This is a genomic window from Shinella granuli (assembly GCF_004341885.1).
Classification (GTDB): domain Bacteria; phylum Pseudomonadota; class Alphaproteobacteria; order Rhizobiales; family Rhizobiaceae; genus Shinella; species Shinella granuli.
In genome coordinates, this window is sequence record NZ_SLVX01000011.1 from 111,943 (window position 1) to 134,298 (window position 22,356).

Annotated in this window: 27 protein-coding genes and 1 tRNA gene; 7 read left to right on the forward strand and 21 right to left on the reverse strand. The window is 65.0% G+C overall.

The window, feature by feature from the left end:
- Positions 1 to 37: 37 nt before the first annotated feature.
- The 5 genes from EV665_RS17995 to EV665_RS18020 form a co-directional block, all read right to left on the reverse strand.
- On the reverse strand, positions 38 to 736 hold the full coding sequence (locus EV665_RS17995) for a phosphatase PAP2 family protein (protein ID WP_133035153.1): 699 nt from the start codon (positions 734 to 736) through the stop codon (positions 38 to 40).
- A gap of 200 nt (positions 737 to 936) precedes the next feature.
- A complete protein-coding gene (gene leuB, locus EV665_RS18000) occupies positions 937 to 2,046 on the reverse strand; it encodes a 3-isopropylmalate dehydrogenase (protein WP_064331949.1) in 1,110 nt (369 codons plus the stop codon).
- A gap of 211 nt (positions 2,047 to 2,257) precedes the next feature.
- Positions 2,258 to 2,638, reverse strand: coding sequence for a RidA family protein (locus tag EV665_RS18010; RefSeq protein WP_064331948.1), 381 nt, complete (start codon positions 2,636 to 2,638; stop codon positions 2,258 to 2,260).
- Positions 2,639 to 2,643: 5 nt separating this feature from the next.
- A complete protein-coding gene (gene leuD, locus EV665_RS18015) occupies positions 2,644 to 3,249 on the reverse strand; it encodes a 3-isopropylmalate dehydratase small subunit (RefSeq protein ID WP_064331947.1) in 606 nt (201 codons plus the stop codon).
- 156 nt (positions 3,250 to 3,405) lie between these two features.
- A complete protein-coding gene (locus EV665_RS18020; RefSeq protein ID WP_133035155.1) occupies positions 3,406 to 3,654 on the reverse strand; it encodes a hypothetical protein in 249 nt (82 codons plus the stop codon).
- Between the two features lie 152 nt (positions 3,655 to 3,806).
- On the opposite strand from EV665_RS18020, the gene EV665_RS18025 reads away from it, so the two are divergent.
- Positions 3,807 to 4,718, forward strand: a complete 912-nt coding sequence (locus tag EV665_RS18025) for an HpcH/HpaI aldolase/citrate lyase family protein (protein ID WP_133035156.1) — start codon at positions 3,807 to 3,809, stop codon at positions 4,716 to 4,718.
- A complete protein-coding gene (locus EV665_RS18030) occupies positions 4,715 to 4,921 on the forward strand; it encodes a DUF1737 domain-containing protein (RefSeq protein WP_023517284.1) in 207 nt (68 codons plus the stop codon). The genes EV665_RS18025 and EV665_RS18030 overlap by 4 nt, the downstream gene beginning before the upstream one ends.
- A gap of 161 nt (positions 4,922 to 5,082) precedes the next feature.
- Here the strand turns inward: EV665_RS18030 and EV665_RS18035 are convergent, their stop codons facing one another.
- The gene (locus EV665_RS18035) at positions 5,083 to 5,517 is read right to left on the reverse strand and encodes a metallopeptidase family protein (RefSeq protein WP_064331944.1); all 435 of its coding nucleotides are present in this window, start codon (positions 5,515 to 5,517) and stop codon (positions 5,083 to 5,085) included.
- A gap of 386 nt (positions 5,518 to 5,903) precedes the next feature.
- Between EV665_RS18035 and EV665_RS18040 the strand changes: the two genes are divergently transcribed.
- Together EV665_RS18040 and bfr are read left to right on the forward strand one after the other, a co-directional pair.
- Positions 5,904 to 6,215 (forward strand): (2Fe-2S)-binding protein, encoded by a 312-nt coding sequence (locus EV665_RS18040; RefSeq protein WP_064331943.1) that lies wholly within the window; start codon positions 5,904 to 5,906, stop codon positions 6,213 to 6,215.
- Complete coding sequence (gene bfr / locus EV665_RS18045) at positions 6,181 to 6,666, forward strand: bacterioferritin (protein ID WP_064331942.1); 486 nt, start codon at positions 6,181 to 6,183, stop codon at positions 6,664 to 6,666. The genes EV665_RS18040 and bfr overlap by 35 nt, the downstream gene beginning before the upstream one ends.
- A gap of 89 nt (positions 6,667 to 6,755) precedes the next feature.
- Here the strand turns inward: bfr and EV665_RS18050 are convergent, their stop codons facing one another.
- The 10 genes from EV665_RS18050 to obgE form a co-directional block, all read right to left on the reverse strand.
- Positions 6,756 to 7,283 carry an RNA pyrophosphohydrolase gene (locus EV665_RS18050; RefSeq protein ID WP_064331941.1) on the reverse strand — a complete coding sequence of 176 codons (528 nt, stop codon included), beginning with the start codon at positions 7,281 to 7,283 and terminating at the stop codon, positions 6,756 to 6,758.
- A 9-nt stretch (positions 7,284 to 7,292) separates the two neighbouring features.
- Positions 7,293 to 8,495, reverse strand: coding sequence for a divergent polysaccharide deacetylase family protein (locus EV665_RS18055; RefSeq protein ID WP_133035157.1), 1,203 nt, complete (start codon positions 8,493 to 8,495; stop codon positions 7,293 to 7,295).
- 185 nt (positions 8,496 to 8,680) lie between these two features.
- On the reverse strand, positions 8,681 to 10,003 hold the full coding sequence (locus tag EV665_RS18060; RefSeq protein ID WP_064331939.1) for a S41 family peptidase: 1,323 nt from the start codon (positions 10,001 to 10,003) through the stop codon (positions 8,681 to 8,683).
- Positions 9,993 to 11,345 (reverse strand): murein hydrolase activator EnvC family protein, encoded by a 1,353-nt coding sequence (locus EV665_RS18065; RefSeq protein ID WP_245507754.1) that lies wholly within the window; start codon positions 11,343 to 11,345, stop codon positions 9,993 to 9,995. Before EV665_RS18065 ends, EV665_RS18060 begins: the two co-directional genes overlap by 11 nt.
- A gap of 218 nt (positions 11,346 to 11,563) precedes the next feature.
- Positions 11,564 to 12,046: a 23S rRNA (pseudouridine(1915)-N(3))-methyltransferase RlmH gene (gene rlmH, locus EV665_RS18070; RefSeq protein WP_064331937.1), complete on the reverse strand. Its 483-nt coding sequence runs from the start codon at positions 12,044 to 12,046 to the stop codon at positions 11,564 to 11,566.
- A gap of 79 nt (positions 12,047 to 12,125) precedes the next feature.
- Positions 12,126 to 12,599, reverse strand: a complete 474-nt coding sequence (gene rsfS, locus EV665_RS18075) for a ribosome silencing factor (protein WP_064331936.1) — start codon at positions 12,597 to 12,599, stop codon at positions 12,126 to 12,128.
- 40 nt (positions 12,600 to 12,639) lie between these two features.
- Positions 12,640 to 13,248 carry a nicotinate-nucleotide adenylyltransferase gene (locus EV665_RS18080; protein WP_133035192.1) on the reverse strand — a complete coding sequence of 203 codons (609 nt, stop codon included), beginning with the start codon at positions 13,246 to 13,248 and terminating at the stop codon, positions 12,640 to 12,642.
- A 36-nt stretch (positions 13,249 to 13,284) separates the two neighbouring features.
- The gene (locus EV665_RS18085; RefSeq protein ID WP_133035159.1) at positions 13,285 to 14,562 is read right to left on the reverse strand and encodes a glutamate-5-semialdehyde dehydrogenase; all 1,278 of its coding nucleotides are present in this window, start codon (positions 14,560 to 14,562) and stop codon (positions 13,285 to 13,287) included.
- The gene (proB, locus tag EV665_RS18090) at positions 14,555 to 15,727 is read right to left on the reverse strand and encodes a glutamate 5-kinase (RefSeq protein ID WP_064331933.1); all 1,173 of its coding nucleotides are present in this window, start codon (positions 15,725 to 15,727) and stop codon (positions 14,555 to 14,557) included. Before proB ends, EV665_RS18085 begins: the two co-directional genes overlap by 8 nt.
- Before the next feature lies 1 nt (position 15,728).
- Positions 15,729 to 16,739: a GTPase ObgE gene (gene obgE, locus EV665_RS18095; protein WP_133035160.1), complete on the reverse strand. Its 1,011-nt coding sequence runs from the start codon at positions 16,737 to 16,739 to the stop codon at positions 15,729 to 15,731.
- 79 nt (positions 16,740 to 16,818) lie between these two features.
- Between obgE and EV665_RS18100 the strand changes: the two genes are divergently transcribed.
- A complete protein-coding gene (locus EV665_RS18100; protein ID WP_133035161.1) occupies positions 16,819 to 17,679 on the forward strand; it encodes an endonuclease/exonuclease/phosphatase family protein in 861 nt (286 codons plus the stop codon).
- A 39-nt stretch (positions 17,680 to 17,718) separates the two neighbouring features.
- On the opposite strand, the gene EV665_RS18105 is transcribed toward EV665_RS18100, so the two are convergent.
- The 4 genes from EV665_RS18105 to rplU form a co-directional block, all read right to left on the reverse strand.
- Positions 17,719 to 18,309 carry a GNAT family N-acetyltransferase gene (locus EV665_RS18105; protein ID WP_133035162.1) on the reverse strand — a complete coding sequence of 197 codons (591 nt, stop codon included), beginning with the start codon at positions 18,307 to 18,309 and terminating at the stop codon, positions 17,719 to 17,721.
- Entirely contained in the window at positions 18,306 to 18,938 is a 633-nt protein-coding gene (locus EV665_RS18110; RefSeq protein WP_133035163.1) for a GNAT family N-acetyltransferase, read from the reverse strand. The genes EV665_RS18105 and EV665_RS18110 overlap by 4 nt, the downstream gene beginning before the upstream one ends.
- Positions 18,939 to 19,062: 124 nt before the next feature.
- Complete coding sequence (gene rpmA, locus EV665_RS18115) at positions 19,063 to 19,332, reverse strand: 50S ribosomal protein L27 (RefSeq protein ID WP_064331928.1); 270 nt, start codon at positions 19,330 to 19,332, stop codon at positions 19,063 to 19,065.
- A gap of 25 nt (positions 19,333 to 19,357) precedes the next feature.
- Positions 19,358 to 19,729: a 50S ribosomal protein L21 gene (gene rplU / locus EV665_RS18120; protein WP_064331927.1), complete on the reverse strand. Its 372-nt coding sequence runs from the start codon at positions 19,727 to 19,729 to the stop codon at positions 19,358 to 19,360.
- 340 nt (positions 19,730 to 20,069) lie between these two features.
- On the opposite strand from rplU, the gene EV665_RS18125 reads away from it, so the two are divergent.
- Both EV665_RS18125 and EV665_RS18130 read left to right on the forward strand, forming a co-directional pair.
- Positions 20,070 to 20,159, forward strand: a tRNA-Ser gene (locus EV665_RS18125).
- A 115-nt stretch (positions 20,160 to 20,274) separates the two neighbouring features.
- Positions 20,275 to 21,897 (forward strand): ABC-F family ATP-binding cassette domain-containing protein, encoded by a 1,623-nt coding sequence (locus EV665_RS18130; protein ID WP_133035164.1) that lies wholly within the window; start codon positions 20,275 to 20,277, stop codon positions 21,895 to 21,897.
- 24 nt (positions 21,898 to 21,921) lie between these two features.
- On the opposite strand, the gene EV665_RS18135 is transcribed toward EV665_RS18130, so the two are convergent.
- The gene (locus tag EV665_RS18135; RefSeq protein WP_133035165.1) at positions 21,922 to 22,323 is read right to left on the reverse strand and encodes a (R)-mandelonitrile lyase; all 402 of its coding nucleotides are present in this window, start codon (positions 22,321 to 22,323) and stop codon (positions 21,922 to 21,924) included.
- Positions 22,324 to 22,356: the final 33 nt, after the last annotated feature.

Below are 22,356 nucleotides of genomic sequence, written 5' to 3' on the forward strand. Positions count from 1 at the left end.
ATGGCGACCCGGCCCGTGGCGACACGGGCCGGGTTTTTTATTGGCCCTTGGGCGGCAGCAGGGATTTCGGCAGCGGCCAGCCGCGCGCGTCGAAGCGGAAGAGCCATTCCCGGCTGGCAAAGAAGAAGGCCGTGGCGATGGCCGTCCAGAGGCCGAGCAGGAGGCCGGCGGCGACGTCGCTCGGATAGTGCGCCCCGACGATGACGCGGGAGATGCCGATCGCCAGCGCGCCCAGGAAGAAGAGCGGGCGCAGCCGCGGCGCCAGCATGGAAAAGGCGCCGAAAAACGAGCCGACGGCGGCGGAATGGCCGGAAGGGAAGCTCTGGAACAGGTTGTCGTTGGCGAAGGGCGTCAGGCTGTAGGCGCCGAGTTCGGCAAAAAGCTCCGGCCGTGCGCGCCCCACGATGATCTTGAAGAGATGGACGAGGGCGCTTGCGGCGCCGATCGTAAGGAAGAAATAGAGCGACAGCCGCCGCGCCGTCCTTGCCCGGCCCACCAATGTCTCGTTCCGGCTGACCCGGTGGACGATATAGGCGAGGATGACGGTGAAGCCGGAGCCGTAGATCATCCAGCTGAAGGTGCCGAAATCGGTGATGCGCTCGTTGAAGCTCACGATGGTGCCGGGCAGGCCCTGTGCATGCTGCGAAAGCATGGGATCGAAGGGTGTGAGGGCCACGACGAGTACGGCGGTCAGGGCGAAGATCCAGAGCGTGGAGGTCGCAAGCGGTCGGTTCATGGCGATCCTTCGAGAACGGCGTGGCTTCCATGTGTTGGCCGCCGCCCGCTTTTCAAGGGACCCGTAACGAAAAAGGCTCCCGGAGCGCTGGCGCCGGGAGCCCTTTTTCGGTCGTGGTCACAGTCCCCTCATCCGGTTGCCAGCCCCTTCTTCCCACTGAGGAGAAGATGGTCCGAAGGGCCGGATGAAGGGGGTATTGCTCAGGCCGAAAGCTTCTTGAAGGCGGCGAGGATGGCGTCGCCCATTTCGGCGGTGCCGACCTTGCGGCAGCCTTCGGCCATGATGTCGCCGGTGCGGATACCGCTGTCGAGCACCTCGGCGATCGCCTTTTCCAGGTTGTCGGCGTCCGCGACCATGTTGAAGGAGTAGCGCAGGCACATGGCGAAGGAGGCGATCATGGCGATCGGGTTGGCGATGCCCTTGCCGGCAATGTCCGGCGCCGAGCCGTGCACGGGCTCGTAGAGCGCCTTGCGCTGTCCCTTGGCGTCGGGCGCGCCGAGCGAGGCGGACGGCAGCATGCCGAGCGAGCCGGTCAGCATGGCGGCGACGTCGGAGAGCATGTCGCCGAAGAGGTTGTCCGTCACGATGACGTCGAACTGCTTCGGCGCGCGCACGAGCTGCATGCCGCCGGCATCGGCCAGCATGTGCTCGAGCTGAACGTCGGAATAGCTGCGCTTGTGCGTTTCCGTCACCACCTGGTTCCAGAGCACCCCGGACTTCATGACGTTGCGCTTTTCCATGGAGCAGACGCGGTTGTTGCGCGTGCGTGCGAGTTCGAAGGCGACGCCGGCGATGCGCTCGATCTCGTAGGTGTCGTAGACCTGCGTGTCGATGCCGCGCTTCTGGCCGTTGCCGAGGTCGATGATCTCCTTCGGCTCGCCGAAATAGACGCCGCCCGTGAGCTCGCGCACGATGAGGATGTCGAGGCCTTCGACGAGTTCCGGCTTCAGCGAGGAGGCGTTGGCGAGCGCCGGATAGCAGATGGCCGGGCGCAGGTTCGCGAACAGTTTCAGGTCCTTGCGCAGGCGCAGGAGGCCGGCCTCCGGGCGCACCTCATAGGGCACGGCATCCCATTTCGGGCCGCCGACGGCGCCGAACAGCACGGCGTCGGCGGCCAGCGCCTTCTCCATGTCGCCTTCCGAGATCGCCGCGCCATGGGCATCATAGGCCGAGCCGCCGACGAGGCCTTCATCGGTCTCAAAGCCCGCGCCGCGTTCGGCGTTCATGTAGGCGATGATTTTGCGGACTTCCGCCATGGCTTCCGGGCCGATGCCGTCGCCGGGCAGAAGGAGGAGGGTGCGCGCTGTCATGGGATTGTCCTTGATGTCACGGAATGGTCGCGCGCTTCTTAGCGCAACTTCCGTTCAAGGAAAATCGTCGAAAAGAAAGAATTTTGCGCGAGGCGTTTCGCCTTTCGGCTAAAGCGGCATCGCGATCCTGCAGATTGCTCCCGCGCTTTAGGTCTTTGATTTTTCGCATGTCGTTATCGCAAAACCGCTGCACACGTTTGCGCGACATGCTTTAGTTCGCGCGCAGCGCCGTGACTTCGATCTCGATGAGCATTTCCGGCCGGATGAGGTCGCAGACGACCATGGTGGCCGCAGGGCGGATCGTTCCGAAGGTCTCGCCAAGGATCGGGAAGACGCGGTCGGCGAAGGCGGCGTCGGTCACGTAGTAGTGGCAGCGCACGACGTCGGCGAAGGAGAAACCGGCCTCCTGCAGAACCTTGCCGATGGTGGCGAGCGTGTTGCGCGTCTGGTCCTCGACGCTTTCGGGCATGGTCATCGTGGCATAGTCGTAGCCGGTCGTGCCCGACACGAAGCACCAGTTGCCCTGAACGACGGCGCGCGAATAGCCCGCCGTCGCTTCGAAGGGAGAGCCGGACGAGATCAGCCGGCGCATGCTCTTCAAGCCCAGGGGCGCGAGGTCGCGGCCTGCTTCTCGAAAGTGTCGATCGAGGCCGCCTTCTCCAGCGTCAGGCCGATGTCGTCGAGGCCGTTCAGCAGGCAGTGGCGGCGGAAGGCGTCGATCTCGAACGTGATGCGGCCGCCGTCGGGACCGGTGATTTCCTGGGCTTCCAGGTCGACGGTCAGGATGGCGTTGGAGCCGCGGCTGGCGTCGTCCATCAGCTTGTCGAGATCATCCTGGCTGACGACGATCGGCAGGATGCCGTTCTTGAAACAGTTGTTGTAGAAGATATCGGCGAAGCTGGTGGAGATGACGCAGCGGATGCCGAAGTCGAGCAGGGCCCAGGGCGCGTGTTCGCGCGAGGAGCCGCAGCCGAAATTGTCGCCGGCGACGAGAATCGAGGCGTTCTGGTAGGCCGGCTTGTTCAGCACGAAATCCGGGTTGACGCTGCCGTCCTCGTTGTAGCGCGCTTCGGCGAAAAGACCCTTGCCGAGGCCGGTGCGCTTGATCGTCTTGAGGTAATCCTTCGGAATGATCATGTCCGTGTCGATATTGACGACGGGAAGCGGCGCGGCGACGCCGGTCAGCTTGACGAACTTGTCCATGCGAAAATCCTCGAAATGCGATGATGTCGGTTGGCACAAGCGTTTAGATGAGTTTTCCGCGGATTTGAAGGAGAATCTTCCGGAAAGCCGGGCGTCAAACGCAAATGCCGGGCGCGCGAAAAGCGCCCGGGCGTCCCTTTCGGGAGCGAAACCTTCTTAAAGGTCGATGATCGTGCCGCGGCCGTCGTTCCAGATGCGCGGTTCGCGCTGACCGGGCGCCCGGCGGTCATTGCGCGCGGTGGCGCGGACCGGAGCCGGCTGGAGCTTGGCGGCGAGCATGGAACCGAGCATCAGCACGGCGACGATGCCGGCAATGGCAAGGCCCACGGAGGCGGCGAACAGGAAGGTCGCGCCTGCGACAAGCATGGTGAAGACGGTGAAGACGACGGAGCGGATGCGCTGCATTTTGATTTGCCCTTTCTCTATAAAGCAATGTGGGGGGCGAATTTGTTCATTGCAAGGCCGAATGCGCCGGATCCGGTGCGCCAAAGCGTCCTGCGTGCAAGAGCGATGTCGCGGCGCTTGCGGGCCGTGGCAAAGCGCGGCAAAAAGGGCGGATGAACAGGACACCGCATCACCATCCGCTTCGCCTGCGCCGCTCGGTGCTCAGCGTTCCCGCCGTCAACGCGCGGGCGCTCGCCAAGTCGGCCCTGCTTGATTGCGATGCCGTCATCTTCGACCTTGAGGATTCCGTGCTGCCGGAGAAGAAGGCGGAGGCGCGCGCCGCCCTCGTTGAGCACTTCAAGACGCTCGACCGCTCCTCCGGCCAGGAGCACGTCATCCGGATCAACGCGCTCGACGGGCCGGACGGCGTGCTCGACCTTGAGGCGGTGCTCGATTGCATGCCCGATGCGGTGCTGCTGCCGAAAGTCTCCGAACCGCAGGACGTGCTGACCGTCGCCGACTGGTTTTCCGAAGCGGGGGCGGATGACGGTCCGCGCCTCTGGGCGATGATCGAGACGGCGGCGTCCCTCCTCAACCTCGCCGCCATCGCCGAGACGGGCCGCACGCGTGGCGGGCGGCTGGATTGTTTCGTCGTCGGCCTCAACGACCTGCGCAAGGAAACCGGTATCGCGGATGTTCCCGGCCGCCCCTTCCTCGTGCCGCTGCTGTTGCAGGTCGTCGTGGCGGCGCGGGCCTGCGGCCTCGACGTCATCGACAGCGTCTTCAACGATTTTTCCGACGACGAGAATTTCGGGGCGGAATGCCGGCAGGGCCGGCAGATGGGCTTTGACGGCAAGATGCTGATCCATCCCGCGCAGATCGCTGCCGCCAATGAAGCCTATGGCGTCACGGAGGCCGAGGCGGCCGAGGCGCTCGCCATCGTCTCGGCCTTCGCTGCGCCCGACAATGCCGGCAAGGCTGTCGTCTCCCTTGCCGGCCGCATGGTCGAAAAGCTCCATGCCGACCAGGCCGGGCGCATTCTCGCCAAGGCCGACCTGATCAATGACAGAAAGAAGAAAGCATGAAAGTCTACCGCTTCCTCACCGGCCCTGATGATGCCTCGTTCTGCCACAAGGTGACGCTGGCGCTGAACAAGGGCTGGGACCTGCACGGTTCGCCGACCTATGCCTACAATGCCGAGACCAAGCTGATGCAGTGCGGCCAGGCGGTGGTGAAGGATGTGCCGGGCAAGGAATATACGCCCGATATCAAGCTTTCCGAGCAGTAAGCGGGAGAATACGCTCCCGTGCGCTCTATGCCGCCGACGTTCCGGCAGACCTCGCCTCCCTCATCTCCGTCATCCTCGGGTTTAATCCGAGGATGACGTGTGGATGGACGGGTCAAGCCCGACCATGACGAAAGAGACGGCTGCGGTTCGGTGATGGCGGCTCAGCCGGCCGCGATTTCCGCGCTCGCCTCGATGCGTTCCATGTCGTCGTCCGACAGGCCGAAATGGTGGCCGATCTCGTGGATGAGGACATGGGTGACGATGTCGCCCAGCGTTTCCTCGTTCTCCGCCCAATAGTCGAGGATGGGGCGGCGGTAGAGGGTGATGCGGTTCGGCATTTCGCCGGTCTCGACGGTGAAGCGCTCGGTGATGCCGCGGCCTTCGAAAAGGCCGAGCAGGTCGAACGGAGTCTCCAGCGCCATGTCCTCGAAGACGTCGTCGCTCGGGAACTCGGCGATCTCGATGATGAGGTTGCCGGTGAGCGCACGGAACTCTTCCGGCAGGTGGCCATAGGCTTCCACCGCCAGGGATTCGAAGGCGCTGATGGTCGGGGCGTGGCGCGTGCGCCAATCCTCGGTCTGGTCAATGCGGGCCATGGGCTCTCCTTTGCCCGTCATATAGACGATTTCCAGCGTTTTTCGAGGGATGAAATTGCATGTCCCGCGTGCATCGGCGCGCGAGCGCACCGCACTGCCGGTCGATTCGATCCTTCTCTGTCAGGAGCGGAGAACGGCCGGCGCGATGGAATCGGGTCCGGGGCGGTTCTGCAACAAAATGTGATCGGTCAGTTTGCCGCAGCCACGCCGTGTTTCGACGGCACGATCCGGGCCATAAGTCTATGAAAAGACGACATTTATAATCAAGATTAGAATGACTCTAAACTGATGAGTCAACAAGGCTGACCTGTTCATTCTTGACAGTCAGGGTCGTCTTTTGCTTAATCCCGGAAACTCAGTACTTTGCGTATGGCAGGCAAGACGAAATGCTGGTTTGCAGCTGTAACTTCATCACCGAAAAGGAAATCGTTGACGTGATCAACAGCCTCCTCGACGAGGACTGTTGGCAGCTCATCGTGCCCGCAAAAGTCTATCACGCCATGCAGAAGCGCGGCCGCTGCTGCGGCTGTTTCCCCAATGTCGTCGACATCATCATCCGCACGACCGAGCAGTATCACGCCGGCCGCCACTCGACGGATGACGAGATATTTGATTTCATGACCCGCCTCAAACAATTCCACGAAGAAAACAGGAGAGCGGACCTTGAAAGGCGACAAAAAAGTCATCGAGCAGCTTAACGAAGCGCTCTATCTCGAACTCGGTGCCGTCAACCAGTACTGGCTTCATTATCGCCTGCTGGAAGACTGGGGCTACACGCTGCTCGCCAAGAAGGAGCGCGCCGAGTCGATCGAAGAGATGCAGCACGCCGACAAGCTCGTCGCCCGCATCATCTTCCTCGAGGGCCATCCGAACCTCCAGACCGTCGCGCCGCTTCGCATCGGCCAGAACGTCAAGGAAGTGCTGGAAGCCGATCTTGCCGGCGAATACGACGCCCGCACGGCCTACAAGAAATCGCGCGACATCTGTCATGACGCCGGTGACTACGTCACCATGAAGCTGTTCGAGGAGCTGCTGGCCGACGAGGAAGGTCATATCGACTTCCTCGAAACCCAGCTGGAGCTGCTCGGCAAGCTCGGCGAGGAAAAGTACGGTCAGCTCAACGCGGCGCCGGCGAACGAAGCCGAATAAGGCGCAAGCCCTACGCCCGACACAGAAAACCCCGGTCTTGCGACCGGGGTTTTTGCATTTTTCCTGCCGCAATTCCGGAGCGGCTGTCGTCAGGGCGCCAGATGCGCGAAGGCCGCGACGACCTCCTCGTAGACCTTGCGCTTGAAGGGCACGATGAGGTCCGGCAGATCGCGCATCGGCTTCCATTCCCAGGCGTCGAATTCCGCGTCGTGACCGCCCGGCGGTGGATTGATGGCGATCTCGTCCTCCGCGCCCTCGAAGCGGAACGCGTACCAGCGCTGCGTCTGGCCGCGATACTTGCCCTTGAGGCCAACGCCGATCAGGTGGGCGGGCAGGTCGTAATTGATCCAGCGGCCGGCATCGGCGAGCAGCGAGACGTTGCGGATGCCGGTTTCCTCGTAGAGTTCGCGATAGGCGGCCTTCAGCGGGTCCTCGCCCTTGTCGATGCCGCCCTGCGGCATCTGCCAGAGCTGCGGCGAGCCGTCATATTCGGAATTGCCGACGGGAATCCGCCGGCCTGCCCAGACCTTGTTCTCGGCGTTCAGCACCATGATGCCGACACAGGGACGGTACGGCAGGTCCTCGGCCCTGATCCCCTTGTCCTTTTCCTTGCCCATCGAAATGTCCTATTGCTTGGCGGGAACGGCTGCGAGCGACGCGACGCCGACGATCTCGATGCCGCGGCCGCCTGCTTCCTCGCACCATTCGCGGATCGCGTCCACACTTTCATCGAAGGCCGAGGCCATGCCGATCGCCGTGCCGTTGCGCCGGGCGATGCGTTCGAGTTCGTCGAGCTTCCTCAAGATCGCCTCACGCGACAGATCGCCGTCGAGCTGGAGGTCGGCAAAGGCGTGCGGGGCCTCGACGGCGCCGGCAAGGGTGCCGGACAGCGACTGTGCCGAACTGCCGTCATCGAGGAAGAAAAGGCCGCGGCTCGAAATGTCGCGGATGACGGGCTCCAGCGCGTCGGCATCGGACAGGAAGCGGCCGCCCATGAAATTGACGATGCCGGTATAGTTGGTGATCTGCGCCATGGCGCGGTGCAGTTCCGCAAGATTCCCGGCCTCGCCGCGATCGGTGCGCAGCGTATAGGGGCCGGGGTCGTTCTGCGGATAGTCGAAGGGCTCCAGCGGCATCTGCAGCAGGATCTCGTGGCCGCCGCGGCGGGCCTCCTGCATCCAGCGCGACAGGCTGTTGCCGCTGGCGGCGAAGGCGAGTGTCACTTCGCCCGGCAGTTCGCGGATGGCGCGCTGCGTGCCCGTCTGGCTGAGGCCGAGCCCGCCGACGACGATGGCGATGCGCGTGCCGCGCGCGCCGGACCAGGGGCGGGCGTACTGGTCCATCGGCCGCGTGCCATCGAGGCCGATGATCGGGATCCTGCCGTCGGACGTCTCCTCCAGCAGATCCTCGTTCGGGAAGGCGGCGGAGCGTGCGTCCTGGCCGATGCGGTTGGCCTCGATGATGAGCGGGCCGGTGCCGCTGCGCGTGCCGGGCGTGTAGGTGCGCACGACATTGCCGTCGTCGGTCAGCGTTTCCTGGACGCGGGCGCCGGAAAGGCCGTTCGCGCGGCGCACGCCGTCCTTCGCCGCCGCCGTCTTCTGGTCGGCCTTGCCTTCGGCGGTCGTCTGCGCGGCGGTTTCTTCCGTCGGGGGGCTGTAAGGCGTGGTGTCAAGGCCGCTCGGGGCGGTCGCGGTCCAGCTCGAAAAGCCGATGAGACCGATGGCGGCAAGCGTGAACAGGATCGTGCCGGTGGAGAACCGCGACGGTCCCGCCGGTCGGGGCCTTGCCTTGCGGTTCTGGCCGAGAGGTGCGTGAATGTCTGTGCCCAAGGTCAGTCCGCGCCGGCCGCTAGAGCATTTCCAGCCGAAGCGGCACCGCTTCGGCGTCGGAGAATGCGGTAAAACAAGACTCCAGAGCATGTCACGCAAAAGCGTGCGGCGGTTCTGCGATCACGACATGCTTGTGGTGCATGGGGAAATCCGGGCCCGTGCGTCACGGGCCCGGCGGAGGCGGGTTACTTCTTCAGCTCGGCCTTTTCCGGATTGGCCGGGAAGGCCTTGTCGGTCTTCTCGCCGCGCAAGAGTTCCAGCGCGTATTGAAGCTGGAGGTCGTCCTTGGCTTCCGGCGGGACGTAGGCCGAGGAGCCCGAGCCTTCCTGCGTCTCGCTCTGGCCCTGGATGTGGCCGCGCAGGTTGGATTCGCCGGCGGCTTCCAGCTTGCCCTGCAATTCGGGCGGCAGCGGCTGCTCGACGGTGATGTCGGGCGTGATGCCGGTGCCCTGGATCGACTTGCCGGACGGCGTGTAGTAGAGCGCCGTCGTCAGGCGCAGCGCGCCGGCATCGCCCATCGGGATGATGGTCTGGACGGAACCCTTGCCGAAGGAGCGCGTGCCGAGCACGGTGGCGCGGCGCAGGTCCTGCAGTGCACCGGCGACGATTTCCGACGCCGAGGCCGAGCCGCCATTGACCATGACGATGACCGGCTTGCCGTCGGTGATGTCGCCCGGTGTCGCGTTGAAGCGGCGGGTCTCGTCCTCGTTGCGGCCGCGGGTCGAAACGACCTCGCCGCGCTCCAGGAAGGCGTCGGAGACGTTGATCGCCTGGTCGAGCAGGCCGCCCGGGTTGAGGCGCAGGTCGAGCACGTAGCCCTTCAGCTTGTCGGCCGGAACCTCTTCCTTGATCTTGGTGATCGCGGCTTCCAGGTCGTCGTAGGTCTTTTCCGTGAAGGAGATGACGCGGAGATAGCCGACATCGTTCTCGACGCGGGATTTCACCGCCCGCACGGCGATGATGTCGCGCATGATGGTCAGCTCGATCGGCTTGTCGGCGCCCTTGCGGATCAGCGTCAGCTTGATCGGCGTGTTGACGGCGCCGCGCATCTTCTCGACCGCTTCCTCCAGCTTCAGGCCGCGTACGTCCTGGCCGTCGATCTTGGAGATGAAGTCGCCCGCAAGCACGCCCGCGCGGGCGGCCGGCGTGTCGTCGATCGGCGTGATGACCTTGACGAGTTCGTCTTCCATCGTGACTTCGATGCCGAGGCCGCCGAATTCGCCGCGCGTCTGGGTGCGCATGTCCTCGGCGTCCTTGGCATTCATGTAGGAGGAATGCGGATCGAGCGAGGTGAGCATGCCGTTGATGGCATTCTCGATGAGCTGGTCTTCCTTGGGCGGCGTCACGTATTGCGCGCGCACGCGCTCGAAGACGTCGCCGAAGATGGAAAGCTCGCGATAGGTCGACGAGCCGGCGGCTTCGGCCGGCAATGTGGCCGTGTTGATGACGCTCATCGCCGTGGCACCCATCAGTGCACCGACGAGAACAAGAGAAGCCCTACGTATCATTGCGTGCCTTTCCAGAATTTTTAGCGGACCACCACGGCCGGGAATCAACCGGTTTTCCGTTCTTTCGGAATTCAATGTAAAGTGTCGGCTTGTCCGTTTCCAGCGTCAAAGCGTTGACACTCGCCACCCTTTTTTCGCCCATCACGGCGAGCGGTTCTCCCGCCACGACGAACTGACCCTCCCGCACGCTCACCCGGTCCATGCCGGCAAGGACGAGATGGTAGCCCTCCCCGGCGTTCAGGATGATCATGCGCCCATAACTGCGGAACGTGCCGGCAAAGACGATCCATCCATCGGCGGGGGCCGTGACCAGCGCGCCCGGATTGGCCGCCAGCGTCAGCCCCTGCGAATCATGGCCGGTGCCGTCCGCCTCGCCGAATTGGCGCAGAACGTCGCCCGCCACGGGAAAGTCCAGTTTCGCCTGCAGTTCGGAGAATTCATATGCCGGAGCAATGCGGTTTTTGTCGGGCACGCTGTCGCGGGCGAGCGCCCTCGCCTTCTCGCGGTCGGCCTCGCTCTGGCCCCGGCGTTCCTCTTCTTTGGCGCGGGCAAGCGCGGCGGCGTCGCGCACGGAGCCGATGTCGCGCTCCAGGCTGCCGATCAGGCCTTCGAGGCTGGTGGCGCGGGCGGCGAGTTCCTCGGCGCGGCGGCGTTCGGCGGCCAGCGTGCGGCTGTTGGTCTGCGCCAGCGCCTCGTTCTGGGCGACCAGCAGTTCGGAGCGCTTCTCCTCCTCGATGCGCCGCTGCATGGCATCGGTCAGTTCCGTGCGCTCGCGGTCGATGTCGCTCTTGATGTCCATCAGCGCCGTCAGGTCGTCGACGAGATCTTCCGTTTCCTTGCGGATGCCCGGAACGACCGCGCCGAGAAGAATGGCGCTCCTGACCGAGGAGAGGGCGTCCTCCGGATTGACGAGCAGGGCGGGCGGCGGGTTTCGCCCCATGCGCTGGAGCGCGGCGAGAACCTCAGCCAGGAGGCCGCGGCGCTCGTGCAGCGAGGCGCGAACGCCCGCTTCGCGCTCGCGCATGCCCTCCAGCCGCTTTTCGCCGGCAAGGATCTTTTCCTCCATGCTCTTGCGCATGGCGGCCGATTTGACGATTTCCTCGCGCAGGGTCTGGCGGGTCTTTTCCAGCTTGGCGATCTCGGCTTCGAGCTGTTTCGTCTTCTCTTCGGAGACCGTGATGGACTGGGAGAGCGCTTCGAGCTCGCGGCGCGTGCTGTCGCGGCGCAGCGTCAGGGCGGCCGCCGGATCGGGCTCGGCCTTCGGCAGCGATCCCGTTTTTTCCAGCGCGACGCCGGTCTCGTTCGGCTCGGCGGCGATGGGGTGGGGCAGAAGCGCCAGCATCAGGGCAGCACAAAGCCAAGCCGGCCGCAGCAGACGGCCGGCGCCTTCCCCCCGATTGGTTGTCTGGGCTTTCCTCATCGCTCCCCGAACGTCCGTTCTCCCCGCTCTATGCTGATTTGGCGCTTTCGCCAAGAACGTCACTTGGCCAACAAACCGCGCCGAAAATACGGCTGCGGCCCATCCTGCGCCTCCAGCCTTGCGCGGCGGTGACGCCTGCGTCAGCTACGGTGATAGGGGTGGCCGGAGAGAATGGTGACGGCGCGATAGAGCTGTTCGGCGATGAGGATGCGCACGAGCTGGTGCGGCCAGGTCATCTTGCCAAGGCAGAGCGTGGCGTCGGCGCGCTCGTAGAGGGCGGGATCGAGCCCGTCGGCACCGCCGATGGCGATCATCAGCTCGCGCTTGCCGGCATCGCGAAACCCGCCGATGAGATCGGCAAAGGCGGGGGAGTCGAGCGCCTTGCCGCGCTCGTCGAGCAGGATCAGCACGGCGCCGTCGGGCAGCGCCTTCTGCAGCAGGGCCGCTTCCTCGCGCTTGCGCGTCTCGGCATTGCCGGCGCGGCTTTCGCCGACCTCGGCAAGCTTGCCAAGCTCCAGGCCGATCGCGGGGCCGGCCTTGGCGAAACGGTCCATGTAGCGGGCCGCAAGATCCTTCTCAGGGCCGGCCTTCAGCCGTCCAACCGCAAAAAGTCCAACCCGCATCGCCGCAAGCCCTGTCCGTTCGGGTGACGCCTAAGCCGCGCCACCGTTTTTCCTCGCCGGACAGGCGCCCGGCGTCATTTCAATGGACGGTGCCGTCCTCGATCTCGGGAGCCGCCCACATCCGTTCGATGTTGTAGAACTCCCGGACTTCCGGCCGGAACACGTGAACGATGATATCGCCCGTGTCGATCAGCACCCAGTCGCCCGCCTCCAGGCCTTCGACGCGGGCATTGCCCAGGCCTTCGTCCTTGAGATCGGAGATGAGGTGGTCGGCAATCGCCATGACATGACGGTTCGAGCGTCCGGATACGACCACCATGTAGTCGCCCAGCGCCGATTTGCCGGCAATGTTGATGGTGACAATATCTTCTGCCTTCGAGTCCTCGAGGCTTGCGAGGACCAGTTGAAGGGCACGGTCGGCGGCATCGTCGCCCCTTCCCGCGCTCTTTGAGAAAACGCCGATGACGCTTCCCTTCGCGTGCACTGTTGTCAGGTTCGTTCCTTTCTGTGTAACAGGACAAGCACGTCTTGCACCGGCGTGTCGGGCCGGCACCTACCAAATGTAGGCATCAAAGGTTACCACTTTCAAGACGTCACTTCTGAGGGATGGTTTTCTCTAGGGCCGCCTGGCTGCGCAGCGCCGTGGAGCTGAGCGGCGAGCGGGGGCCGTGGATGAAGGTCCAGGCCGGCGCCCGGCGGCCGGCAAGCGACATCGCATCCTCCTCGTCGATGCGTGCATAGTCGAAGGTCTTGGCCATGCGTGAGGAGAGATAGGCGAGCGTCGAGCCCGGCCGGTCGATGACGGCGATGGGGAAGGTGCAGGCGATCTTCTGCCAGTTCTGCCAGCGGTGGAAGGTGCCGAGATTGTCGGCGCCCATGATCCAGACGAAATGGACGCCGCGGTTGAGCGCCTGCACGCGCTGGAGGGCCTTCGCCGTATAGCTCTGGCCAAGCCGCTTCTCGAAGGCCGTCACCTTGACGCGCGGGCCGGGGGCGATGTCCTCGCTGAGGCGGATGCGCTCGGCGAGCGGGGCGAGGTTCCGGTGGTCCTTCAAGGGGTTGCCGGGGGTCACCATCCACCAGAGCTGGTCGAGGCCGAGGCGGCGCAGGGCGATTTCCGCGACCAGCGCATGGCCCTCGTGCGGCGGGTTGAACGAGCCGCCGAACAGGCCGATCGCCATGCCCTTTTCCGCATGCGGCATTCTCAGGTAGCGCTCTGCAACCGCGTCCGACGTCACTTAGGGCCGCACCTGTCCGGTGCCGCGCACGCGGTATTTGAAGGAGGTGAGCTGCTCGACGCCGACAGGCCCGCGCGCATGCATCTTGCCCGTCGCGATGCCGATCTCGCCGCCCATGCCGAACTCGCCGCCATCGGCGAACTGGGTGGAGGCGTTGTGCAGCAGGATCGCCGAATCGATCTCCGTGAAGAAGCGCGCGACGACCGCGGGATCCTCGGCGATCACGGCTTCCGTATGGGCGGAAGACCAGCGGTTGATATGCTCGATCGCGCCGGAAATGCCGTCGACGAGCGTGACGGAGATGATGGCGTCGAGATATTCGGTCGACCAGTCCGCCTCCGTCGTGGAGACAAGGTTTTCGATCCGGGCGCGGATCTCGTCCGTCGCACGCACCTCGCAGCCGGCGGCGCGCAGGCCTTCAAGAAGCGGCGCGAGATGCGTGTCGGCCGCGGCGCGGTCGATCAGCAGCGTCTCCGCCGCGCCGCAGATGCCCGTGCGGCGCATCTTCGCGTTGACGACGATCGTCTTCGCCATGTCGAGATCGGCGGATTTGTCGATATAGATGTGGCAGAGGCCTTCGAGATGGGCGAAGACCGGCACGCGCGCCTCGCTCTGCACGCGGGCGACGAGGCTTTTTCCCCCGCGCGGCACGATGACGTCGATCGTGCCGCCGAGACCGGACAGCATGGCGCCGACGGCGGCACGGTCCGTGACGGGCACGTACTGGATGGCGTGTTCCGGCAGGCCGGCGGCCTTGAGGCCGGCGACGAGGCAGGAATGGATCGCCTGCGATGAATTCACGCTGTCCGAGCCGCCGCGCAGGATCACGGCATTGCCGGCCTTGAGGCACAGCGCCCCGGCATCTGCCGTCACGTTCGGCCGGCTTTCATAGATGACGCCGATGACGCCGAGCGGCGTGCGCACGCGCTCGATATGCAGGCCGTTCGGCCGGTCCCATTCGGCGATGACATCGCCGACCGGGTCCTTCAGGCCGGCAATGTCGCGGAGCGCGCCCGCAATGCCTTCGATGCGCTCGGCCGTCAGCGTCAGCCGGTCGATGAAGGAGGCGGCGACGCCGCTTTCCCGGGCATTGGCAAGGTCGACGGCATTGGCGGCGAGGATGGCATCGCGGCCGGCAAGGATTTCCGCGGCCATCGCGTCGAGCGCATGGTTCTTCGCATCGGCGGTGGCGATGGCGAGCGGCCGCGCCGCGGCGCGGGCATTGCGGCCGATCTCGGCCATCAGGCTGTCGATATCGGTCCTGACCTGGTCAAGCATGGCTGACGTCCTTTTTCGCCTCGGCGGCGAGCGGTGCGGAAAGGCCGGTCACCACGAGGTCATCCCTGTGCACCATGGCGGCGCGGCCGGCATAACCAAGGATGGCGGCGATCTCCGCCGATTTCTTGCCGATGATCATGCGGGCCTCGTCCGCGTCGTAGCCGGCAAGCCCGCGGGCGATCTCGCGCCCGTTCGTGCCGTAGATCGAGACCGTGTCGCCGCGCGAGAACGTGCCCCAGACGCCGCGCACGCCGGCCGGCAGCAGGCTCTTGCCCGAGGTCAGCGCCGTTTCCGCGCCGGCGTCGATCTCCAGCCGGCCGGCCGGCTGGAGCTGCCCGGCGATCCAGGTCTTGCGCGCCGTCACCGGCGAGCCCGAGGGCGCGAACCAGGAGGAGCGCGCGCCTTGCTCGACGGCGCGCAGCGGGTGGTCGACCTTGCCGGAGGCGATGATCATGGCGCAGCCTGCGCCCGTCGCGATCTTGCCGGCATCGATCTTGGTGCGCATGCCGCCGCGCGACAGCTCCGAGGCCGCGCCGCCGGCCATGGCCTCGATCTCGGGCGTGATCGCCGCGATGGTTTCGAGGAAACGCGCCTCCGGGTCGAGATGCGGCGGAGCCGTGTAGAGCCCGTCGATATCGGAGAGCAGGACGAGCAGATCGGCGCCGGTCATGGTGGCGACGCGCGCGGCGAGCCGATCGTTGTCGCCGTAGCGGATTTCCGTCGTCGCGACCGTGTCGTTCTCGTTGATGATGGGCACGGCGCCCAGTTTCAGGAGCTGGTTGATCGTCGCGCGGGCGTTGAGGTAGCGACGCCGTTCCTCCGTATCGCCCAGCGTCAGGAGAATCTGGCCGGCGACGATGCCGTCCATCGAGAGGCTTTCCGACCAGGCGCGGGCCAGCGCGATCTGGCCGACGGCGGCGGCGGCCTGGCTCTCCTCCAGCTTCAGGGCGCCCGAGGGCACTTTCAGCACGGAGCGGCCGAGCGCAATGGCGCCGGAGGAGACGACGAGCACCTCCGTGCCGCCGGCGCGCAGCGCCGCTATGTCCCTGCACATGGCGTCGAGCCAGGCCTTTTTCAGGCCGCTCGCGCGGTCGACGAGCAGGGCCGAGCCGATCTTGATCACAATCCGGCGGTGTTTTCCGAGCGGTTTGCGGTGCTTCGTCATCTCAGTCGTCGGATCCGGAGTTCTTCGCCTCAACGATGATGTCGCGCAGCGCCCGGAGCGTGCCCGTCATGCCGACATTGGCGACGGCGGAAATCTGGAACGGCGTCTGCCCGCTCGCCTTCGCCAGCGCCTTGGTCTTCTTCTTCAACTCGTCCTCGTCGAGCAGGTCGATCTGCGAGAGCGCGACGATCTCCGGCTTGTCGGTGATGCCGCCGCCATAGGCTTCCAGCTCGTGCTTCACCGTCTTGTAGGCCTTGGCGACGTCCTCCTCCTGCGCGGAGACGAGGTGCAGCAGCACGCGCGTGCGCTCGACATGGCCGAGGAACCGGTCGCCGAGCCCGATGCCGTCATGCGCGCCCTCGATGAGGCCGGGAATGTCGGCGAGGATGAACTCGCCGCCGTCGATCGTCGCGACGCCGAGATTGGGGTGCAGCGTGGTGAAGGGATAGTTGGCGATCTTCGGCCGGGCCCGCGTGCAGGTGGCGAGGAAGGTCGATTTCCCGGCATTGGGCAGGCCGACGAGGCCCGCATCGGCGATCAGCTTCAATCGGAGCCAGATGGTCTTCTCGTCGCCCTCCAGGCCCGGATTGGCCCAGTTCGGCGCCTGGTTGGTCGCCGACTTGAAATGCGCATTGCCGAAGCCGCCATTGCCGCCGGCGGCCAGCTTGAAGCGCTGGCCTTCCGTGACGAGGTCGACGATCAGCGTCTCGTTGTCTTCCTCGAAGATCTGCGTGCCGACCGGCACCTTCAACGTCACGCTGGCGCCGTTCGCGCCGGTGCGGTTGCGCCCCATGCCGTGCGTGCCGGTCGCCGCCTTGAAATGCTGCTGGTAGCGGAAGTCGATCAACGTGTTGAGGCCGTTGACGGCCTCCACCCAGACATCGCCGCCACGCCCGCCATCGCCGCCATCGGGGCCGCCGAATTCGACGAATTTTTCACGACGGAACGAGACAGCCCCTGCCCCGCCGTCACCGGACCGGATATAGACTTTTGCTTCGTCCAGGAACTTCATCGGCTCGCCGTTCGCTTTTCTCGTATTTTCATAGTGCCGTCTTCGATATAGCCGCTTCCGTGAGAGGTCAAAGACTATCGTGAAATTCGTCAGCTACAACGTTCAGTACGGCATCGGTCTCGACAACCGGTTCGACCTGCCGCGCATCGTCTCCAGCATTCACGGCGCCGATATCATCGCGCTGCAGGAAGTGACCCGCAATTTCAGCCGCAACGGCCATGTCGACATGGTCGCCGAGCTGCAGACGCTGCTTGCCAATCACTATTCCGTCTTCGGCGCGGCCTGCGATCTCGATGCGGGCTCGGCGATCGAGCAGGGCCGCGTGGTCAACCGCCGCTTCCAGTTCGGCAACATGATCTTCTCGCGCTGGCCGATCCTGTCGACCCGCACCATCCTCCTGCCGCGCACGCGCACCCTCGACAAGCTGAACCTGCAGCGCGGCGCGACCGAGGCGGTGATCGCCACGCCCAGGGGGCCGCTCCGCGTCTATTCCGTGCATCTCGACCACGTGCACCGCGACGAGCGCATCGCGCAGATCCGCACCCTCAAGGATCGTGCGCGGCTCTACCCCGTCGAGGGCGGCGCGATTTCCGGCGCCCATGAATTCGGCCTCGCCGAGCCGCCGGTGCCGGAGGACTACGTGCTGATGGGCGATTTCAACATGGTGCCGGAATCGCCGGAATATTGCGAGATGGTCGGCGGCGTGGATGCGCTCTACGGCCGGCAGATCCGTGCCACCCATCCGGTCGACGCGCTGGCCGGTCTCGGCAAGCGCCATGCCGCCAGCTATAGCTGGGTCGATCCGAAGAACCATGCCGAGCGCCTCTTCCTCGATTACTGTTTCCTCAGCCATGGTCTCGTGGAACGGCTGACGGACGCCTGGGTCGACGAGACCGCCTTCGGTTCCGATCATCTGCCGGTCTGGTTCGAACTGTCGTGACTGTCATGGTCGGGGCGGATCTCTCCGCCCCGCTCTTTTTCAGTGCCGCGGCGCCGCCGGGCGGAAATCGCCCGGCTCCAGCCGCGTCTCGATATGCGGCACCATCGCGCCACGGGCGACGCAGAAGAGATCGCTGCATCCGGTGATGCGGAAGCCCGCCTTCTCCTGTACCCTGAGCGAAGCGACGTTGTCGGCGAAGATGCCGGACCGGATATCCGTGCCGGGCATCCGCATCAGGAACCGCGCCGTCGCCGTATGCACGGCCTCGCTCATATAGCCCCGTCCCCAGTAGAAGCGATTCAGCCAGTAGCCGAGCTCCCATCCGCCGCGGCGGCGCTCGAAGGAGACGCAGCCGATATGCACGTCGTCCCCCGCGGTGATGGCGAAGGCCCAGCCCTCGGCGAGATCGGTGGTGGCGACGGAAAGCCATTCGGCCGCATCCTGCCGGTCATAGGGCGCGGGCACCCGCGCCAGCATGCGCGAGACCTGGAAGTCGTTCAGCGACTGGGCGATCGCCTGTGCATCGGACATGCGGTGCGGGCGCAGGACGAGGCGCGTCGTCGCGACGGTCGGGCAGGGCCCGGGGCCGGCGACGGACGCGCGTTCCATCTGGGTCTGCATGGCGTTCATCGCATGCCTCCCCAGCTCTTCAGCGAGACCCAGGTCTTGCGGTCCAGCCGGTACCATTCGACGGGCACCATGCCGCCGACGGCAAGGCTCTGCACCATGCCGGTCGCCTGGAACTGGAAGCCGCACTTCTGGATGACCCGGCGCGAGGGGATGTTCATGACCCGGCAGCGCGCATCGATCTGCTCGATGTCGCGGGTGCGGAAGGCCATGTCGATCAGCGCGTGGGCCGCCTCGGTGACATATCCCTGGTTCCAGTAGGGCTCGCCTAGCCAATAGCCGAGCTCGACCGTCCGCCCGTCCTCGTGCGGTTCGATCCCGCAGCATCCGAGGAAGGCACCGTTGTCGGCTTTCGTAATGGCATAGACGCACTTGCCAATCGCGCCGGCGCGTGTGCGTCGCACGAAATCGGCAGCATCCGCGACCGTGTAGGGGTGCGGCATGCGGGCGACCATGTTGGCGATATTGGCGTTGTTGGCGAGATGGGCAAGGGCGTCGATGTCGTCTTCGTGCGGGGCTCTCATGACGAGCCTCTGCGACAGCAAGATCGGGCAATCGGTCCTCGACCGTTCAGGCCTCAGCCGTTCCTTGGGAGACCGTGATTGGTCGTCCCTTAACAATTCGGTCTGCATGGTTCAGTCCTCCAGAGCAAAAAGGGGAGATGAGTCTTGCCCCATCTCCCCTTTTTTCTTCAGGCCTGAACCTGCAGCGTCAGCCGGGTCGATGAGACGCCGGCTGTTTTAGAGCGCTACCGGCTTATTCCGCTGCTTCCGCTTTCGGGGCGACAGACACGTAGACGCGACCGTTGGCCTTCGTACGGAAATTCACATTGCCAGCCGTAAGGGCGAAGATCGTGTGATCCTTGCCGAGGCCGACATTGGCACCGGGATGCCACTGCGTGCCACGCTGACGGACGATAATGTTGCCTGCGACGACGGCTTCGCCGCCGAACTTCTTCACGCCAAGGCGCTTGGACTCGGAATCGCGACCGTTGCGCGAGGAGCCGCCAGCTTTCTTGTGTGCCATGGGAGTTCTCCTTTACCTGTCCAGATTATTCGGCTGCGGCTTCAGCGGCGGCTTCGGACTTCTTGGAAGCCTTCTTTGCCTTGCCGGCTGCGGCGATGTCGAGAATGCGGACAGTCGTGTTGTGCTGACGATGGCCGCGCGAGCGCTTCGAGTTCTGGCGGCGGCGCTTCTTGAAGGCGATGACCTTCTTGCCACGGCCATGCTCGACGACTTCGGCGGTCACGACGGCGCCTTCGACGAAGGGCGCGCCGATCGTGGCATCGGCGCCGACGCCGACCATCAGCACTTCGGTGAATTCGATCTTGGCGCCTGCGTCGCCCGACAGCTTTTCAATCGTCAGGACGTCGTTGGCGGCCACGCGGTACTGCTTACCGCCGGTCTTGATGACTGCGAACATATTTTATCCTTTCATGTTCGTGCCGGCTCTTTGCCTCTGAAGGCAAGGCCGTCTTTTTGTCAGTCGGTAATGGCGGTGCATTGGCGCACCGCCGGTTCAAGCGGTTCGTTGCGAGACAGGCGCTTGCAATAGACAAGGCCGGGCGGCGCAAAGAACCAGCGTTGCGGCACGGGTCAGACCTATGCCACTGCACCTTGCGCAATAGGTGAGGCCATGAAAACTGTCAAGGGGATTTCCGTCACCATGACAAATAGATGAACTTTCCGCGCCCCAGCCCCCTTGCAACCCCGCCCGACACCCGCTATGTACCGCCCGCGCTCAAAAGGCGCCGACCTGATGCGGAGAGGTGGCAGAGAGGTCGAATGCACCGCACTCGAAATGCGGCATACCTGCAAGGGTATCGTGGGTTCGAATCCCACCCTCTCCGCCATAAACTTCCTTCTTAGCATTACTGCGTGATTTGCCTGCTTTCCTGCGGCGGGCGCATGGACTTGGTGCGGTGCGTCATGGCATAGGGCGCGGGACACGACGAGGCCCGGTTTTTCATGATCCGCATCGAGAACATCAGCAAGTCCAACAGCCATCGCATCCTGTTCATCGAGGCGTCCGCCGCGTTGAACCGGGGGGAGAAGATCGGGCTTGTCGGGCCGAACGGGGCCGGCAAGACGACGCTCTTTCGCATGATCACCGGACAGGAGACGCCGGACGAGGGGCAGGTCTCGGTCGAGAAGGCGGTTTCGATCGGCTATTTCAGCCAGGATGTCGGCGAGATGGAAGGGCGCAGCGCCGTCACCGAGGTGATGGACGGGGCGGGGCCGGTGAGTTCGGTCGCCGCGGAGCTGCGCGCGCTCGAGGCGGCGATGGTCGATCCGGACCGGCTCGACGAGATGGACGCCATCATCGAGCGGTATGGCGAGGTGCAGGCGCGCTACGAGGAGCTCGACGGCTACGGATTGGAAAGCCGGGCGCGCGAGGTGCTGGCGGGCCTGAGTTTCAGCCAGGAGATGATGGACGGCGATGTCGGCAAGCTCTCCGGCGGCTGGAAGATGCGAGTGGCGCTGGCGCGCATCCTCCTGATGCGGCCGGACGTCATGCTGCTCGACGAGCCGAGCAACCATCTCGATCTCGAAAGCCTGATCTGGCTGGAGCAGTTCCTGAAGGGCTATGACGGCGCGCTGCTGATGACCTCGCACGACCGCGAGTTCATGAACCGCATCGTGACGAAGATCATCGAGATCGATGCCGGCTCGCTCACCACCTATTCGGGCGATTATGCCTTCTACGAGCAGCAGCGGGCGCAGAACGAGAAGCAGCAGCAGGCGCAGTTCGAGCGCCAGCAGGCGATGCTCGCCAAGGAGATCAAGTTCATCGAGCGCTTCAAGGCGCGCGCCTCCCATGCCGCGCAGGTGCAGAGCCGGGTCAAGAAGCTCGACAAGATCGAGCGCGTCGAGCCGCCGCGCCGTCGCCAGACGGTCCTGTTCGAGTTCAAGCCGGCGCCGCGCTCGGGCGAGGACGTCGTCAGCCTCAGGAATGTCGACAAGGCCTATGGCAGCCGGTCCATCTACCGGGATTTCAGCTTCCTCATCCGCCGGAAGGAGCGCTGGTGCGTGATGGGCATCAACGGCGCCGGAAAGTCCACGCTGCTGAAGCTCGTCGCCGGGGCGGCGCGCCCGGATACGGGCAGCGTGACGATCGGGGCGAGCGTCAAGGTCGGCTATTTTGCACAGCATGCTATGGATCTGCTCGACGGGGACCTGACCGTGTTCCAGTGGCTGGAGGCGGAGTTTCCGCGCGCGGGGCAGGGGCCGCTGCGCACGCTCGCCGGCTGCTTCGGCTTTTCGGGCGACGACGTCGAGAAGAAGTGCCGGGTTCTGTCTGGCGGCGAGAAGGCGCGGCTGGTGATGGCGGCGATGCTGTTCGATCCGCCGAACTTCCTGATCCTCGACGAGCCGACGAACCATCTCGACCTCGATACCAAGGAAATGCTGATCAAGGCGCTCTCGGAATACGAGGGCACCATGCTCTTCGTGTCGCACGACCGCCATTTCCTCGGCGCGCTGTCGAACCGCGTGCTGGAGCTCAACGGCGACGACGTGCATCAATATCCGGGCGGCTATACCGACTATGTCGCCCAGACCGGCCACGAGGCGCCCGGCCTTCCGAACTGATCCAAAGGGGCGAGCGGCTGGTTCTCACGCCTTGCCGAGATATTGCTCGTCCGTCACCTGTTCCAGCCAGGTCACGGGCGAACCATCCTGCGCTTCGGCGATGGCGACATGGGTCATCGCGGTCTTGTCCGTCGCGCCGTGCCAGTGTTTTTCGTCGGGCGGGAACCAGACGACGTCGCCCGGGCGGATCTCCTCGATCGGCCCGCCCTCGCGCTGCGCCCAGCCGAGGCCTGATGTGACGATGACGGTCTGGCCCAGCGGATGGGTGTGCCAGGCGGTGCGGGCGCCGGGCTCGAAGGTGACGATGGCGCCGCCGGCGCGGCCGGGCGCTTGCGCCTTGAAGGGCGTGTCGAGGCGGACCTTGCCGGTGAAGTAGTCGGCCGGGCCTGGCGTCGAGGGGCTGGTGCCGTTGCGCTTGATGTCCATATCCGTCTCCTGATTCTGCTGTGCGGATCATAT